The sequence below is a fragment of the Mangrovibacter sp. MFB070 genome (assembly GCF_000705335.1).
In the GTDB taxonomy this organism is placed as follows: Bacteria; Pseudomonadota; Gammaproteobacteria; order Enterobacterales; family Enterobacteriaceae; genus Mangrovibacter; species Mangrovibacter plantisponsor.
The window spans coordinates 1-17380 of sequence record NZ_JJMI01000035.1 but is presented as its reverse complement, the minus strand read 5'-3'; the positions used below and the strand labels follow the sequence as shown (position 1 = coordinate 17380).

General features: G+C 48.1%; 9 protein-coding genes, 2 tRNA genes and 2 pseudogenes. 5 read left to right on the top strand and 8 right to left on the bottom strand.

Going from position 1 to position 17380, the window contains the following annotated elements; all coding sequences use genetic code 11:
- Nucleotides 1–153: 153 nt before the first annotated feature.
- The 4 genes and pseudogenes from DT73_RS25885 to mtfA all read right to left on the bottom strand — a co-directional run bounded on the left by DT73_RS25885 (nucleotide 154) and on the right by mtfA (nucleotide 3877).
- Nucleotides 154–1666: pseudogene (locus DT73_RS25885) on the bottom strand (IS3 family transposase).
- 65 nt (nucleotides 1667–1731) lie between these two features.
- Nucleotides 1732–2754 (bottom strand): annotated as a pseudogene (locus DT73_RS16995) (tyrosine-type recombinase/integrase); the annotation flags it as partial.
- Nucleotides 2755–2915: 161 nt separating this feature from the next.
- A tRNA-Asn gene (locus tag DT73_RS16990) sits at nucleotides 2916–2991 on the bottom strand.
- Nucleotides 2992–3091: 100 nt separating this feature from the next.
- Complete coding sequence (gene mtfA, locus DT73_RS16985; RefSeq protein WP_036112058.1) at nucleotides 3092–3877, bottom strand: DgsA anti-repressor MtfA; 786 nt, start codon at nucleotides 3875–3877, stop codon at nucleotides 3092–3094.
- Between the two features lie 95 nt (nucleotides 3878–3972).
- Here mtfA and DT73_RS16980 point away from each other — a divergent pair.
- A tRNA-Ser gene (locus DT73_RS16980) sits at nucleotides 3973–4062 on the top strand.
- Nucleotides 4063–4173: 111 nt separating this feature from the next.
- Here the strand turns inward: DT73_RS16980 and DT73_RS26255 are convergent.
- Both DT73_RS26255 and DT73_RS16975 read right to left on the bottom strand, forming a co-directional pair.
- Nucleotides 4174–4377: a hypothetical protein gene (locus tag DT73_RS26255; protein WP_152552541.1), complete on the bottom strand. Its 204-nt coding sequence runs from the start codon at nucleotides 4375–4377 to the stop codon at nucleotides 4174–4176.
- Between the two features lie 455 nt (nucleotides 4378–4832).
- The gene (locus DT73_RS16975) at nucleotides 4833–5447 is read right to left on the bottom strand and encodes a lipopolysaccharide core heptose(II) kinase RfaY (protein WP_036112055.1); all 615 of its coding nucleotides are present in this window, start codon (nucleotides 5445–5447) and stop codon (nucleotides 4833–4835) included.
- Between the two features lie 863 nt (nucleotides 5448–6310).
- Between DT73_RS16975 and DT73_RS16970 the strand changes: the two genes are divergently transcribed.
- Nucleotides 6311–6649, top strand: coding sequence for a hypothetical protein (locus DT73_RS16970; protein ID WP_036112051.1), 339 nt, complete (start codon nucleotides 6311–6313; stop codon nucleotides 6647–6649).
- A gap of 247 nt (nucleotides 6650–6896) precedes the next feature.
- Here the strand turns inward: DT73_RS16970 and ompC are convergent, their stop codons facing one another.
- Entirely contained in the window at nucleotides 6897–7985 is a 1089-nt protein-coding gene (gene ompC, locus DT73_RS16965; RefSeq protein WP_036112048.1) for a porin OmpC, read from the bottom strand.
- A 460-nt stretch (nucleotides 7986–8445) separates the two neighbouring features.
- Nucleotides 8446–9543 (bottom strand): GGDEF domain-containing protein, encoded by a 1098-nt coding sequence (locus DT73_RS16960; RefSeq protein ID WP_036112045.1) that lies wholly within the window; start codon nucleotides 9541–9543, stop codon nucleotides 8446–8448.
- Nucleotides 9544–10103: 560 nt separating this feature from the next.
- Between DT73_RS16960 and DT73_RS16955 the strand changes: the two genes are divergently transcribed.
- The 3 genes from DT73_RS16955 to DT73_RS16945 all read left to right on the top strand — a co-directional run.
- Nucleotides 10104–10538, top strand: coding sequence for a hypothetical protein (locus DT73_RS16955; protein WP_051691432.1), 435 nt, complete (start codon nucleotides 10104–10106; stop codon nucleotides 10536–10538).
- A 192-nt stretch (nucleotides 10539–10730) separates the two neighbouring features.
- Nucleotides 10731–11177, top strand: coding sequence for a hypothetical protein (locus DT73_RS25195; RefSeq protein ID WP_051691431.1), 447 nt, complete (start codon nucleotides 10731–10733; stop codon nucleotides 11175–11177).
- A gap of 801 nt (nucleotides 11178–11978) precedes the next feature.
- The coding region (locus tag DT73_RS16945) for an Ig-like domain-containing protein (RefSeq protein WP_200874799.1) at nucleotides 11979–17380 on the top strand (5402 nt) is incomplete at its 3' end.

The window sequence follows — 17380 nt, the reverse complement described above, 5'->3', positions numbered from 1 at the left end:
CCGCTATTCGCTCGTTGCCGACTGTCATGCTGAATCGTGTTCTAATAAAGAACACGGCCAGATCAAGTCTGAGCCAATACACCTAAAGTTATGAGCGGGCTCTTTGCCGCCCGCCCCCGGTAAGTGTCAAGGTAGTTGGCACCCTGGGTTGATTTAGGCTGCCTGTTTTTCCCGCTCAGGATTCAGCGTTACTGGGCCTTCCGGCTGCCAGTTTCTCGTTCTGCCTGACCACCGCTCAGGATGTGCTTTCTGGGCCATACGGTACAGGTCATCACGCTGCTTCAACAGGGCATTATCTTCTCCACGGTGACGCTGCCCCGGCGTCACATATCGTATCCCACTGTGACGGTGCTCTTCGTTATACCAGTGGGTAAATTTTTCCACCCACTGACGCGCTTCACTCAGCGTTCTGAACCCCGACGACGGCCACTGTGGCACATATTTCAGCGTCCGGAACAGCGATTCTGCATACGCGTTATCGTTACTCACCCGTGGCCTGCTGTGTGACGTGGTGATATTCAGTTCATACAGTTTCATCTGCAGGGTCTGTGATTTCATTGCGGCCCCGTTATCCGCATGCAGCACCAGTGGCTGACGCCAGCATCCCTCACGCATTACGCTGCGCTGCATTAACGCCGCGGCCTGTTCGCCACTTTCTGTTTCATGCACTTCGTAACCCGTGATTTTCCGGCTGTACAGGTCGGTTATCATATACAGATAAACCAGTGGCCACGCACCACCGAGGGTAACCAGGTGATGTCCCATGACCACACCTGGCAGGGGGCACTGGCGGTGAATGTCGTCGGTGCCGGAACCCGTTGTGGCCGTGACTGGCGTCCCCGCCGGTGGACTTCGCCATAACGGCGAAGCACCCGGTAAAAGGTGGATTCGCTCGCCAGATAAAGGCCTTTATCGGCCAGTTGTGGCACGATTTGGGATGGCGGCAGGCTCGCGTATTCCGGCTGATGGCAGATATCCCTTATCTGTGCTTCTTCATTCACACTCAGGCGATTAGAGGGCACTGGCCGTACTGCTTCGGGTCTGCCGTCACAGGAAGCGTGTTGCCACCGCCGCCAGGTACGCAGACTGATGTTCACTTCACGGCAGGCGACGGCACGTCTTGCACCGGAGACCACGGCTTCATTAATCCACTGGATGAACCGCTTCCGCTCATCAGCAGGCGTCAGTCTTCCCCGTCCGTTTCCCCGTAATAGTCCGTGAGCTTTTTTCGCAGCACCAGTATGGCCGCCGCCTCCGCAAGGGCTTTTTCCTTACGGACCAGCTCTTTTTTCAGTGCCTTATTCTCTTTCTGGCTTTGCTTCAGGGCCGCTTTATCGGCGGGAGCCTCAGTCTGTATAAAGCCCTGTTTCCACTGAATAAGCTGCTCAGGATAAAGCCCCTTTTTACGGCAGTATTCTGCGATTTCAGCCTCGCTGAGTGTGGCTGTTTCGACGAGCGCGGCAAAACGCGCCTCTGTTGACCACTGTTCGCTGTTTTTACTGTTACCCGGCACCGGTTTCCCCTCTGCTTTAGCCTGATTACGCCAGTTATACAGGGTAGCTTCGGATATTCCTTCCATCTGTGCAACAGCAGCCACGGTCATGTTGTAAGGGGGAAGTAATTTCGCCAGTGTTGCAGCCTTACGCTCCGGTGAAATACGTTTCATTTGTCACTCCATCGCCCTCAGGATGATTTTTCAGAGGGGGTGACAACTATCCTGACACTGAGGGGGCCGCAGATTTCATCTTTTGTGTCATAACCCATCAAGCGCAGCGCCTTGTTGACTGTGTTTTCGCACATCGGCTTACATGGATTATGGTCACCGGGAAATATCAGTTCCTGATGCCCGGATATATCTCGTATCTGTTTCAGGATAGCGATGGACTGACGAGAGAGGGGGACGATATGTGGAGTGCGCATTTTCGCGCCACGCCCAGAATAACGCACTCCGGGGATGGCCTCACGAGTGGCAGGAATGGTCCAGATTTTGTTTCTGAAATCGATCTCAGACCAACGGGCGAAACGTAGTTCGCTGGAACGAATGAATAAGTGCAGGGTGAGAGATACCGCCAAACTAGTCAATTCTCGCCCTTGCTTGTAGTCCTCAATGCGAGTCAATAGTTCCGGTAGTTTCTCCAGCGGAATGGCTGGGTAGTGGTGTTTAACGGGCGGGGCGATTATACCGTCCAGATTGGCCGCCGGATTATGCTCTATCAACTCCTGATGCGCGGCATGACGCATGATATTGTACATATGCTGCCGAGTGCGTGCCGCCACTTCCAGCAGACCTTTTTTCTCAATCCCTTTCAGCAGGTCGATGAAATGGCGGGTTTTCAGTTCTGTGACTGGCAGTTGTCCAATTATCGGAAAGATATGATTGTTCATGCTGGCAAGCAGACGGGCGGCATGGTTTTCTGACCATGTTCGGTTGCTTTAATGCCAGTCCAGTGCCACATGTTTGAAGGTTTTTTCGGGTGAATGAGTGGTTCTTTCAGCAGAACGTTGTTGCGCTGGATTGATATTCTGCGCCAGCAATTTGCGGATTCCGTCACGTTGCTGACGAGCGTCGGCTAAAGATACGTCGGGATAGGCACCTAAGCCGAGCCGGGACTCTTTTCTATTGATGCGATATTTGAGATACCAGAGACGTGAACCGCCTGGATTAACTAAAAGGTACAAACCGTGAGAATCGGAAACTTTGAAGGGTTTTACGGATGGTTTTAAGTTGCGGATTTTTGAGTCGTTAAGAGACATTTGGGGGTCACTCCGTCATCGAACCAACTTGACCCCAAATCTGACCACCAAATTCTCCCGATGCGGAGGGTAAACTGAAAATGCATCGGGAAGACTTTTCACGCTAACTTATTGAATCAGCATCACATAAGGATTCGCAAAGCGGCATAAAAACAAGAATTTGGCTCCTCTGACTGGACTCGAACCAGTGACATACGGATTAACAGTCCGCCGTTCTACCGACTGAACTACAGAGGAATCGTGTGAACGGGGCGAATAATACTGAGCCTGTAGTTATGTGTCAACACCCTGGTTAACATGCTGATTCAATTGGTGAATTAACGGCCATTTCGGGTGTTTATTGCACGGGATACAGGGGCTCGCCACCCGTTTTAAGCCGCATTTGCGGGTCCTGGCGGTAAAACTGGCAAAAACGCTGCCAAAGTGACGGAAACCGGGTAGCAAATAGGTCTGGCGCGCTGAAAAAGTACTCAGTTAGAACAGCAAAACACTCAGCAGGGTCTGCGGCCGCCCAGGCATCAATACTGGCTGCACTTTCGCCCACCAAATCAATTTCTTCCTGGATTGTTGCCATTGCGGCGTTCAGGTCATGCTCCCAGCCAGCGACGTCACGTAACGCAATCATTGGCACACCGTTGGTTACGCCATTATTCCGGCCATCCAGTTTGTGTGCCACTTCATGAAAAATAAGGTTAAAGCCGGAGGCATCAAAAGAATCCTGCACATCGAGCCAGTTCAGAACTACCGGCCCCTGTTGCCAGCTCTGGCCAGACTGCACAATATGTTGGTGGTGAACCAGGCCAAAGTCATCTATCCATTCATCATCGACAACGAAAGGATCCGGGTAGATAAGTACTTCATGGAAGCCATCCAGCCACTCAAAGCCCAGTTCAAGTACTGGCAGGCAAAACAGCAGGGCGATGCGGGCACTATTTTCTTCGCTTAATTCAAGCCCCTGCAAAGGCACCAGGCGCTTATGCTGTAAAAAGCGGCTGGCCAGGCGCACCAGTTTTTGCTGCTCTTGCGGATCCAATGGTGCAAGTACCGGGATTGCCAGTGCGTTTTTCCACACGGGAGAAAGTACCTGTGATGTATCGCTTTCTTGCCATGGCCATTTAATCATCGTTATTTGCTCGCAATCTCGTCAGTTAAACGTAAAGCGGAGACTGGGGACTGTTAAAATGCCAAAAACCGGTGCATCATGGCAACCGTTGACGCGGAGAGGTGCCGGAGCGGCTGAACGGGACGGTCTCGAAAACCGTTGAGGGGGTAACCCCTCCGAGGGTTCAAATCCCTCTCTCTCCGCCAGTATTCAAACACTTACCCTGCTTTTTTTCAGTGACAAATGTCCCGCTAAGACAACCCGTCAGGAAACCGTCATACTGTAATTTACCGGTGTATAAATAAAGTTCACCTTTATCATTCAGTACCCGCCAGACTGGATTTACGTTCACATTCTCTGTTCTTGCCCATTGCGGTCGGTGTTGCTGTTTTCTTGCCTGATTCCACTGGTGCAGCCCTGAGCCCCGGGTCGTTATCCCCTGATTTGTGGCAAATATCAATCGCTGTGTAGGGGCGATTGTCCGGCCTTTGATCTACTTCACACCTGGTAACTGTATTCATGCTGTTGCTGATGTGTGCTTTGCCAGGCTGGTGATAACACCGGAGCAATGGGTATCACCCGGCTGGCGCTACGCACCTGAGTTACAGATGATAAACCGTTTTCATTGCTTTGCTGGAAGATTCAGGTAACAAATATTTACCGGGAGAATAAAAAAATCCCCCCGGGGATAGTGGGGGGAAGACAGGAATTTCAGAATTGAACAAAAATGATGATTCGCAGTGATATGCAGAACCTGAATAGCGTCTCTGCATGTATGAAGAGTATCCCGCATATAAAATAGTAGCAATGTACCCTTTATCATGACTAAATGTATTGAAAGTAATGTGGTGAAGGAAAATGCTTCTTATTAAACCGGGTGGCAAGGGCTTTATACGTAATTATTAATAAACATTTACTGAGGGGGTTTGAGCAGTTTAACAGCTTTTTATGAACAAGATGTACCAGAGGGTGAGTTTCACTCATGCAAGCCATAAATCTTCTTCATTAGGGTGAAGTCTTTGGCAATGTTTTTAGCATTACAGGCTTTCCCGGGCAGATCAATGGCCCTGATGCCACCCTTGGCTGTAATAATAAAATTGCCTTTATGTGGGTCGCCAGAAATAATGCCTTGTGAGTGCATTGTAGTAACCGCAGAAATGATTTTTTGACTGAGCATGGCGGGCATGTTGTTTGGCTGGCTTGCATTATCGCCTGGAATAAACTCCAGTAACATAATGGAAAGATAGGGGAAGCTTAAGATTTTCTTTTCAGCCAGCAAAAAGAAGTCGTTAGGGATCATGCATCCATTATCGTGTGCGCTGTCTATTTTCCTGATAAGGTTTTCATTGTAACTGCCCCTGAAGAGCGATTTGATAAATTTTTCCACGCGTTTTCTTTGGGGAGAATAAATTTTGATCACATACAGTTTTTTGTCGATTTCAATGAGTGAAACCCGGGTGTGCCTTGAACATTTATAAGTTTCCACCAGCCTGGCATTGAGTGATAATATACTTTTGAAAATACCACAGTAATCATTTCGTCCTGCTTTGAAATGGAGTTGGTAGCCTTTGTATACCCCTGTTTGTATCATCTTCAGTGTTCATCCGGTCAGGTGTATTTAACAGCGCAGTGAGTTAAAACCCGGCAGCGTGAAGTTCAGTAGCATGAACTTAGTTGTCCGGTCACTCTGGTTACTGGAATAAAATGTTCACTAAAAGACCCCTGCCGGCCTGGCAGGGGAAACGGATAATTCTTTATTGTAATACTCAAGACAGCAGACTTGCTTCACACAAACAGTAGAACAAATCGCGCCTGAAATGTTTAATGAAAAATATTCAGAATGAAATTTATTATTGTTAATAACGTTTTTTGTGAAAAAAATCCCCCATGAATGGGGGAGGTGGTAAGAAATACAATTGAGAAAAATAAATAATGATGATTACAGGGTGAATATGAGTTCCCCTGCACCAATAATATGCGTGTCATTGATTATAAAACAAATTATGATTTATCATGCTTAATCTGATATAAATTCATAACTAATATAGTTATGCACTCGCCAGAAAATGGCGTGTTTACCCTACCCACTCTGATGGTGTGTTTGCGTGAGCGAGGTAGTGATATGAATAAAATAAAAAATTGATATTAAAATTAGTCCATAGGGTATTTATTATGCTCTGGTTATAGTAATAATGCTGTGTAGATCGTGTTTAACTTATTTTTTCAATGATTGTATATATTTACAACCCCGGTTCTCCCGGGGTTTTTTTATGCTATTTTATTAATATGATTTCGCTGCCTCCCATCTGTTTGCTGTAAGTGAATTTAAATAATTATTGTTGTGAATAATCATCTGTTGTCGCGGAAGCAATATTCATTAGATTAGCGCGGATTGCCACGCAGGCTTGTTATACCCGAGGCTGGTAAATAAATTTCAAAGGCAGGAATACAATAATGCGAAAAAGCATACTACGCGGTTTAGCTGTTTTGGCCGGTACATTAATAGCAGTAAATGCCGCAGCAATGGATAAAACAACTGGCGGCGCCGTTGCTGGTGCGGCTGTAGGTGCAATGACCGGGAAAAGTGCAGGCTCTGCAGTGAAAGGAGCCCTTGTTGGCGGTGGTGTAGGCGCAATGACTGAACATGGTAAAAAAGGGAAAGCAGCGCGCACCGGTGGGGCTGTGGGTGCTGCGGTTGGCGCTGGTGCAGCTGTGGCAACTGGCCACGGCGTGCTGCGGGGTGCTGCTGTTGGTGCTGGTGCCGGCGGTATGATAGGGCGCGCAGCACAATAATCCTGGCACTGTTGTTACTCTTTTGCGGTGAATCCCCCTGAGCGGAGGGGCGTTACAGTTTCAATGCAAAGTGTCGTATGCGTATTGCGCGCGAGCCAGGTGGCTGTACTGGCTCACCGGGAGGCACCCGGCACCGCAAATCCTCTTCAGCAACGTTAATTGCGAAAAATATTGCGATAAAAAAAGGAGCCGGTTGGGCTCCCTTTTTTACTAACGTTTATATGCTGCGTGTGGTTGTCAACAATAATTAAAACTCGTAAACCACGCCCAAAGCGACAATGTTATCTGTGGATATATCGCTGTCACGATAGAAATCCCCATCGTCAAGCAGGTTTATTTTGTAGTCTACATAAGTTGAAAAGTTTTTATTCAGGTAATAGGTGGCACCCAGGTCAATATATTTTACCAGATCCTGGTCACCATAGTAACCTAAGTCATCCCCACGTGAAGACAGGTAAGATACTGACGGGCGCAGCCCGAAATCAAACTGGTACTGCGCAGTAATTTCGAAGTTTTTCGTCTTATTTGCCACGTTTTGCTCATTGCTTCCGTAAGGTGTCATATTGCGGGTTTGTGAATACATTGCTGCCAGGTAAAGATTGTTGGCATCGTATTTGGCGCCAATAGTCCAGGCTTCGGCTTTATCCCCTTCGGCGGTGGTAAAATGAACCTGATCATTAGTGCGGTCAGAGGCACTGTAGGCTGCCCCCACACTGAACCCCATACCGACATCATAGGTGGATGAAATACCAAAACCATCGCCATTACCATTGGCCATTGAATGCCCGGTGTGTTCACCATCCTGATCTTCATTTTTACCCTGGTACTGCAAAGCAAAGTTCAGGCCGCTTACCAGGCCAAAAAAATCAGTATTACGGTAGGTCAGTACACCGTTTGCACGCTGGGTCATAAAGTTATCTGAGTGAGTGTAGCTATCGCCACCGAACTCAGGCAGAACATCTGTCCAGGCCTCAACGTCATACAGCACGCCATAGTTTCGCCCGTAATCGATAGAGCCGAATTCACCCAGTCTCACCCCGGCAAAACCAACACGGGTCCAGGAATCATTATCGCCTTCAGCCTGGTTGGCCTGCACCTGGTATTCCCATTGCCCGTATCCCACTAACTGGTCGGTGATTTGTGTTTCCCCTTTGAAACCAAAACGGATATAAGACTGGTCGCCATCATCCCCTGAATTATCAGAAAAATAGTGCAGGCCATCTACTTTGCCGTACAGGTCCAGCTTGCTGCCATCTTTATTATAAACTTCAGCGGATTGTGCCGCACCAGCTGCCAGTAAGGCCGGAACGACAAGTGCCAGTACTTTTCTTTTCATTCTGTATATCCTTTTAACTTTGTATGGATAATCAATTTTTTTTGAAAATATATGCCGTGTTTATATGAAAATAAGAGAACGGCAGTGTGGAGGCTACAAAATTAATTCTATACATTAAAAAATATATGTTAAAAATATTAAATTTAATATTCATTATTAATGTTGTGCATAATTAATCAGCCTGGGTGGCTGATGTTATTATTACATAGGGGTTATGAATGTATGTTGTTTTTCACGGTGAAACGTGGTTGGTACTATAATTACGTTATTACCTAACTGTTTTATGATTGTATTTATCGCACATCCCTGTTTGTGATGGCCCGGCTTCGGTCGGGTTTTTTTATTGTGTGTGAAAAGGATAAATGATTAAGTACAGACCAGGTTCCAGGTGATAAGGCGCTATGCTCGGTGGTCACTCTTCTTCAAGGTGTCTCTATCCAAATCATATAACTTATTGATATTACGGTTTATTATTGGTGATGATTTCAGCCCTGTTTCTGCCGCCTTCCTTGGCCTGATAAAGCGCGATATCTGCTTGCTGAATTAATGAATCAAAACTGAGTTGATCATGCCCTTTGGCGCCACCAATGCTTACAGTGACATAGTCGGACACTGCTGAAGAAGGGTGTGGTAATGCCATCAGTTTCAGTGTGGACTGGATCCTGTCTGCCAGTTCATAAGGGTCAAAATCTGCATTACCTGTGGCCAGGATTACAAACTCTTCACCACCAAAGCGGAACACGTTATCGGTGTCTTTTCGTACTGCATTCTTGATGCACGAAGCAACCTTTACCAGGCACTTATCACCGGCAATGTGGCCCAGAGTGTCATTGTATTGTTTGAAAAAATCAATATCGATAACAAATGCATAAATGAAGATGTCGGCAGGAATTCTGTTCTTGATGCTTTCAAAGCAACTATGCATGCTGCGCCTGTTCTTCAGGCCGGTAAGGCTGTCGTAATCGGAGGTTTTTTTTAACGTCTTAATCAGTGTTTGATTCTCTCGTTCACTCTTAGTGGCACGCTCGTACCATTCAGCAAGAATGTAGTATGCAGTAGTAACCACAAACAAAATAATCACGCCCCCCGTTAACTGCAAACCGGTGAAAAAATCACGCAAGAAAAACTCAGAAAAAATAAGAATAAAAAAAATCGGAGCCGAGAAAAGGATCAGTGCAATGGGCATGGTATAAAAGGCAATGGTTGCGGGTAACAACGTTATAATGCTTAAATTTAGCGATATAATAGTGTCATTGAAATAATTTAGTAGTATATAGATAATGACTGCCCAAAGCAGACCCATCAAGAAAATCACAGTATGGAACGAATAAAATAACGCAGGGTGCTCTTTTTTATGAGCCAGATAAAATATTGCCAAAATAGAAAAAGACAGCGTGATAATAGTTATATACAACACAGTTAGTCGCTGATAAACGTAGTTATCGGTTAAATCATAGGAGCCACGGATAATAAGCCACACGCAGAAAATAACATTTAGTAGTGAAAACCAGATACTTCCTTTTGATATATCTGTATTTATTGTGTTGCTGGTTTTCATCACCTGACTCCAGCGGATGGCAGTTAATATCAATAATGCTAGTACGGTTATGGACATGTGTCAAAATTTGCCTTGTAGCTTAAATGTTATTAACCAATTGACTTTAATGTATTTTTTAAGGGTTTTACTTATGGTAATGGTGGGCAGAGGTCTTGCTATACTGGCGCTTGTGCCTGTTGTACCTCATAGCCACTGTTTTAACCGTTACAGCGGTAAGTAGATTATCAGGATGGTTTCTGCTGGCATGGTGGGGTGAGTATCCAGGGCTATGGCACGTTGCCAGAAGTGAGGGGATGACGGCATTGTTATGGGTATCCATGGAGAAGGGACGTATATTATTTACCCGTGACCTGGAGAATTAACCCACTTTTTAATAATTATTTATAATGACTTTGCTTATGATTAGAAATCATAATTCGCTTGATTACTCGTTTCACCCAATGTTTGTGGTGAGTTGTGCTGTAACGGGTGTTGCCATTAAGTCATTGATATATTACTTTCTCCCGGCATTCAAATAAGGGTTTAATTGTTATTAACCAATTTATAGGGATCTGTCGGCAATGAGGTTTATTTCACAGCAAAAAATTACTATCCTGGCTTCTGCATTATTTATCTCTGCATGTGCGCCTGGTTCTCAAACCGGGCAAGTTAGTTCAGGAACTGATGCTCAAAAAACAAACTCTGAAAAATATGCTGCAAGGAGAGAATCACTGCTGCAAGGAGTAACTATTGCATCCACGGGAAATGTTTGTGTTGATCACTTTAACTTTATTAAAGATGAGCATGAAAGGAATTATATCAGCTATTCGAAAGTGTACAGTAAAATTGGTGATGGCTACCGTTTCTTGAATACAAATAAAAATATCATGGATAAAGATGCTCGTGATATTTATACCATGACACTGGATATGAAGTTAAACACACTTTGTTCCAAGGTTCGCTACTCAGGATATTCATTGATTAGAGAAAAAATTAAAGATCTGGATATGATTTAATTTCTAGATGGTGATTTACTCATCCCATGGTTTTTTAATAAAGTCATGGGATGTGTTGGTTGTTAAATGAACACCGTTTTACGGTGGCAGTTTTCCGTGGGATGCATCGTACCGCCTGTATGTTTACAGGTGACAGTAGTGCCAGGTTGTTACACACAAGCTCAGTAAAAAATGTTGATAAGGATGCATAAAATGTTTAGCCAGGTATTGAAGCGAATTATTTTTCTGGCAATGTTTTCTTTTCTCAATGCCTGTTCAAACCATGAGCAGAGCAATGTGCAGGCGGTTGATGCAAACGCGTTACAAAATGCGGCAATAGCCGATGCAAATTCAATTCCCCCCGCGGGCAATACCGCACTAACGGATGGTAAGACAACCAACTCTTCAAATAGTTTATGTATTGACTACCTTAATCTAATCAAAAAAAATCATGATAAAGATTACGACCAGTATGCTGATGAATACACCATAATTGGCGACGGATATGATTTTTTCAACCGCAACAAAAATATTATGGATAAAGATGCCCGGGAAATGTATCGCAGAGCACTTGAAATGAAGTTGCATACGCTATGCTCACGGGTTCAGTATTCAGCCTATAAATTGATTCGGAATAAAATTAGCGAACTACCTCAATAGGCAGTGTGCTCCCTGTTTTGGGGGTGGTATCACCATGGAATCGGCAGAACAGTTCTGGTTCTGTATTCAATGGCTACCGGGTTATGGTAATAGCAATACTCGCTGGTATTAATTCCGGCAGGTGCTCATATGCCTGATATCTATTTGCTGTGACATTTCCTTTGCAAGTGAGGAAAGAACTTTTTGCTGGTTATCTCTGTTGAGTTATTTGGTGTAAGTTAATGGCAAGGTAATGCGAAATATGATTTTATTTAATTATCCATTTCTGTATAGATCATAATTAGCATCGCCTTGAATATATTTGGTGTGTCTCTTCATGTGCGCAAAGTTCGCAGATAACGTGTTAACAAGAATGTGGGTTAATTTAATCATGCCTTACTTGCGGCAGCACTTCAGGTAAGCCTGGTTTTTTATTAAGGGTACGGGATGAACCATATCGATGGCTTTGGTAAAAATGGCAAAATAGCAAGTGAGTATTTTACTTGGGTGCAGATTGAAGGGGAGTATCTGCGGCGCCTTTTAATATGAATTTGCAGGGCTTCTGAATATTCAATGAGGGAATTAATCTGCTGTTGAATGTTACCTGATTTTTTCTCATGTCTTTCGTTTTTCTCGCACAGTTTTGCTTTGCGCAAGCTTGTGACGGGTTTTCTATGGTTATTTTCTATGAAAAATTATATTCCTCCAAAAGGAATGAGAATAACAGCCTGGGGATTGTTAATATTCCAAATCATAATGCCGTTGCTATTCACAACGGTATCAGTTGCCCGGGCTGCTGAGTACGAGGCAAATGATGCCTGGATGGATAATACGATTCAGGGGCTTGATTCACTGATAGATGGCCGGGGCAGTCCACAACAACCGCCCACTGAAGCCGAATTATCTGTCCCGGATAATGAAGGTGCCCGTTCCCCCGCAACCCCTGCGGGCAGTGAAACAAATCATGAAGCAGCATCTTTTTGGTCTGCGCCCACCGCTGGTGAAAGTTTCTCTTCGCCTCCATCTTTATCTTCTTCTCCTACGGGCTTACCCGCATTAGGCAGTGATACTCAAAATAGCACTGCCGCGCCCGAAAGCGACGCAACTCATTCTGAGCAAAAGGAAAACCAGCAGTCGGGTGACGCGCAAAGCAATTTCTGGGCTTCTACCGCCGTACAGGCCGGTGAGATGCTGTCAAATGAAGATGCATCTCAGGCATCCCTTGATTATGCCCGCAGTATGGGAGAGGGGATGATTAACCAGCAGATTAACGACTGGTTAAATCAATGGGGAACCGCGAAGATTTCGCTGGGTTTTGACCAGAAGATCTCTGGTGATTTTCTGTTACCGGTATATGAAGACCAGAACAATTTATTCTTCACCCAGATTGGATTGCACGATAACGATGACCGCCACACATATAATGTGGGGATGGGGTATCGGTGGTATGTCAACGACTGGATGTACGGCGTTAACACATTTTATGATTATGACAACACCGGCCATAACGCCAGGCTTGGGGTTGGTGGTGAAGCCTGGACTGATTACCTGAAATTAGGCATGAACGGTTATTTCAGGCTGACCAACTGGCATCAGTCCGTACTGGACAGCATGCAGGATTATGATGAACGACCGGCAAATGGTTTTGATATCCGTGCGGAAGGCTACTTGCCCGCTTACCCACAACTGGGCGCCAGTATCAAATATGAAAAATATTATGGTGACGGGATAGATTTAGGTACCGGTACCACTCCGGATGACCTGAAAGATGACCCTTCAGCAGTCACATTTGGGGTGAGTTATACCCCGGTACCTTTGCTGACTATCAAAGGCGAACGTGCAACTGGCGATGAACAGGACACCCGCCTCTCTATGGATGTGACCTATCGCCTGGGTACGCCATGGCGCCAGCAAATTGACCCGGCTTATGTTGATATGCAACGGAGTCTGATGGGCAGCCGCTATGACATTGTTGACCGTAATTACGACATCGTTATGCAATACCGCAAGCAGGATTTAATCCGTATTGCGCTGCCAGTGGAGGTGTCCGCAGAAGCAGCAGAAACAGTGCCGCTTTCCCTGACTGTCTCGCGGGCAAAATATGGTGTGAAAGATGTGGAATGGACAGCGTCATCTGACTTTATCGCCAATGGCGGTTCATTCCGCGAAGTGTCGATGACAGATATCGAAGTGACCATGCCTGCTTACGTCTACAACAACCGTAGCGCAGCACCGCAAAGTTACACTATCTCCGCAGTGGCGATTGATAACAACGACAACCGTTCCAATACCGCCAAATCGACCCTTAAGGTAACACCTTCTCAAAATATTATTACTTCACTGGATATCTCTCCGTCAGCAAAACAACCGGCGAATAACGCGGATTACTTCACCATTGTTGCGAATGTGCGGAATGAACAGAATGCCCCTCTGGTTGCTCAACCGGTAACGTTTGAGGTGGATGGCCTGGTTATGCTGGATGGCCAGCCTGGCGGTACCTTGTTTACGTCTGGTGGTCAAAGCAATGATCATGCCCTGACCGTGAACACCAATAGTTTGGGGCAGGCTTCAGTACGCCTGCGCAGTAAAGCCGCTAATGACGGTACTGTGACGGCAACACTGGTTAACGGTAACTACAAGTCTGGCAGTGTGTCATTCGAAGCTGACAGCACAACAGCTACCCTGGCCGATGGCGGGCTCGAAGTGGTTCACAATAATGCCGTTGCTGATGGCAGTGAGCAGAATATTGTTGCCGCGACGGTAGTTGATACCTTTGAAAACCCGGTACCTGGTGTTGCAGTTACGTTTACAGCAAACCACGGAGCCGTTGTCACCAGCGCTACAGCAGTAACCGATGATACAGGTACGGCAGAAACCGGACTGACTAACGATGAGTCTGGTGTGGCAACGGTAACAGCGACAGTGAATGGCAGCAGCGACAGTGCCGACACCACCTTCAAGCCTGACCTTGGTACAGCAGAGATCCTCCCCGGAGCCCTGGTGGTGACGAAGGATAACGCGAAGGCCAATGGTGCCGATACCAATGCGGTGAAAGCCACCGTGACCGATGCTTCCGGTAACCTGGTGCCCGGCGTTACGGTAAATTTCAGTGCCGATAACGGCGCGACCATACAGGCTACAGCAACCACTAATAATAGTGGTGAAGCCAGCACAACGCTCACCAACACAAAAGCAGGTGCAACATCGGTGAGCGCGAGTATCAATGGCAGCAGCCAGTCCGTGAGTACCACATTCGTACCCGATGAAACCACAGCGGAAATTGCTGATGGTGCGCTGGTTATCACCCGGGACAATGCCGCCGCGGATGGCACAGCAAGTAATGAAGTAAAAGCGACAGTAACGGATGCTTCAGGCAACCCGGTTTCAGGTGTAACGGTGAGTTTCAGTGCCGACCACGGAGCCAGTATCCCGGCAACTGCCGACACTAACGCCAGCGGCGAGGCGTCTGTGACCCTGACTAACACGGCATCTGGTGCCACAGTGGTAACTGCATCGATAAACAGCAGCAGCCAGAATGTCACCACCACTTTTAAAGCCGATGACACGACCGCAGAAATTACCGACGGGGCGCTGGTTGTTACCCGGGATAACGCAGTAGCGAATGGCACCGCCACTAACGAAGTAAAAGCGACTGTAACCGATGCTTCAGGCAACCCGGTGCCGAATGTAACCGTGAATTTTGGTGCGGATAACGGCGCCACGATTCCTGCCAGTGCGGATACAGACGCCAGTGGTGTGGCCACAGTGACGCTGACCAACACGACAGCCGGAGCCACGGTGGTGACGGCATCGATAAACGGCAGCAGCCAGAATGTCACCACTACCTTTGTACCGGATGACACCACCGCAGAAATCATCGACGGGGCGCTGTCTGTTACCCGCGATAACGCAAAAGCGGATGGTTCGGCAACCAACGAGGTACAGGCGACGGTAACGGATGCTTCAGGCAACCCGGTTCCGGGTATGACGGTCACCTTCAGTGCCAGTAACGGCGCCACTATCCCGCCCAGTGCGGATACCGATGCCAGCGGTGTTGCCACAGTCACGCTGTCCAACACGCTGTCTGGTGCCACGGTAGTGACTGCCTCTATAAACAGCAGCAGCCAGGATGTCACCACCACCTTTGTGCCCGATGACACCACTGCTGTCATTGTCAGCGGCGCATTAGTCGTGACAAAAGATGGCGCCAAAGCAGACGGTACAGACACCAATGAAGTGAAAGCGACAGTCACTGATGCCTCTGGTAACCTGGTGCCCGGTGTTACAGTGAATTTCAGTGCCAATAACGGCGCGGCCATCCCGCCCAGTGCGGATACCGATGCCAGTGGTGTTGCCACAGTGACGCTGACCAATACGGCCGCCGGAGCCTCAGTGGTTACTGCGACGATTAACGGCAGCAGCCAGAATGTCACCACCACCTTTGTGCCGGATGACACCACTGCAGAAATCATCGATGGTGCACTGGTTGTCACCCGCGATAATGCAGTTGCGAACGGCACAGCCACTAACCAGGTGAAAGCCACAGTAACCGATGCATCAGGTAACCCGGTACCGGGTCTGACGGTTACCTTTGGTGCGGATAGCGGTGGCAGTATTCAACCCAGTGCAGATACAGACGCCAGCGGTGTTGCCACGGTTACCCTGACCAACACCAAATCTGGCGCCACGGTAGTGACTGCATCAATAAACAGCAGCAGCCAGAATGTCACTACCACCTTTAAGGCTGATGACACCACGGCCGAAATTATCGATGGTGCACTGGTTGTCACTGGCGATAACGCTGTAGCGGATGGTTCAGACACCAATGCGGTGAAAGCGACAGTAACCGATGCCTCAGGCAACCCGGTGCCGGGTATGACGGTCACCTTCAGTGCCAGTAACGGTGCCACCATTCCGCCCAGTGCGGATACCGACGCCAGCGGTGTTGCCACAGTGACCCTGACCAACACTAAATCCGGTGCCACGGTAGTGACGGCATCGATAAACAGCAGCAGCCAGGACGTCACCACCACCTTTCTGCCCGATGACACCACGGCAGCAATTACTGATACCGACTTCACCGTGGCCAGTGGCGCACTGGCGAATAACGCCGACTCCAACGCCCTGAATGCCATAGTGAAAGATGCCAATGGCAACGTTGTGCCTGGTGTTGATGTCACCTTTAGTGTGACGAGCGGCGCAGCGACGCCTGCGACACAAACATTCCCAACCAATAGTTCGGGTGTGGTAAGTGGCGCGTTAGTCAGTACAGTTGCTGGCGATAACCAGGTTACTGCCAGTGTGAACGGTAATACGACAGCCGCCAAAACCTCGTCCTTTGTGCCTGATGGCGGCACGGCTACCATCGCCGACAGCGATTTCACCGTGACCAGTGGTGCGAAAGCTAACGGGAGCGAGGCGAATACCGCGAGTGCTACCGTAAAAGACGCTTCCGGTAACCCGGTGCCTGGCGCAACGGTCACCTTTACGGTAACTGATGGTGCGGCTGGCCCTACACCACAATCTCAGGACACTAACGCTTCTGGTGTGGCAAGTGTGTCGTTCACCAGTACCGTTGCCGGTGATAACCATGTGACTGCCCGGGTGAACGGGAGTACCACTTCGGCGAAAGTGTCCACCTTTGTACCGGATGACACCACGGCAGAAATTATCAGCGGTGCGCTGGTCGTGACTGACAACGGTGCGAAAGCCGATGGCGTGGACACCAACGCAGTGAAAGCGACGGTAACCGATGCCTCGGGCAACCTGGTGCCGAATGTCACAGTCACCTTCAGTGCCAGTAACGGTGCCACCATCACGCCCAGTGCGAACACAGACGCCAGCGGTGTTGCCACAGTGACGCTGACCAACACCAAAGCCGGTGCCACAGTAGTGACGGCGACGATCAACGGCAGCAGCCAGAACGTCACCACCACTTTTGTGCCGGATGACACCACCGCCGAAATTATCGACGGCGCACTGGTTGTGACCGACAACGATGCCAAAGCCGATGGTGAGGACACCAATGCGGTGAAAGCGACGGTAACCGATGCCTCCGGCAACCCGGTTCCGGGTGTGGCGGTCACCTTCAGTGCCGGTAACGGTGCCACCATCCCGCCCAGTGCGGATACCGACGCCAGCGGTGTTGCCACGGTCACCCTGACCAACACCACCTCCGGTGCCACGGTAGTGACGGCGACGATCAACGGCAGCAGCCAGGACGT

Bases quoted from the DNA above. Each gene is read 5' to 3' on its own strand.
- DT73_RS16955 (WP_051691432.1), top strand. From the start codon at position 10,104: ATGAGGTTTATTTCACAGCAAAAAATTACTATCCTGGCTTCTGCATTA.
- DT73_RS16970 (WP_036112051.1), top strand. From the start codon at position 6,311: ATGCGAAAAAGCATACTACGCGGTTTAGCTGTTTTGGCCGGTACATTA.
- ompC (WP_036112048.1), bottom strand. From the start codon at position 7,985: ATGAAAAGAAAAGTACTGGCACTTGTCGTTCCGGCCTTACTGGCAGCT.
- DT73_RS26255 (WP_152552541.1), bottom strand. From the start codon at position 4,377: ATGAATACAGTTACCAGGTGTGAAGTAGATCAAAGGCCGGACAATCGC.
- mtfA (WP_036112058.1), bottom strand. From the start codon at position 3,877: ATGATTAAATGGCCATGGCAAGAAAGCGATACATCACAGGTACTTTCT.
- DT73_RS16975 (WP_036112055.1), bottom strand. From the start codon at position 5,447: ATGATACAAACAGGGGTATACAAAGGCTACCAACTCCATTTCAAAGCA.
- DT73_RS25195 (WP_051691431.1), top strand. From the start codon at position 10,731: ATGTTTAGCCAGGTATTGAAGCGAATTATTTTTCTGGCAATGTTTTCT.
- DT73_RS16960 (WP_036112045.1), bottom strand. From the start codon at position 9,543: ATGAAAACCAGCAACACAATAAATACAGATATATCAAAAGGAAGTATC.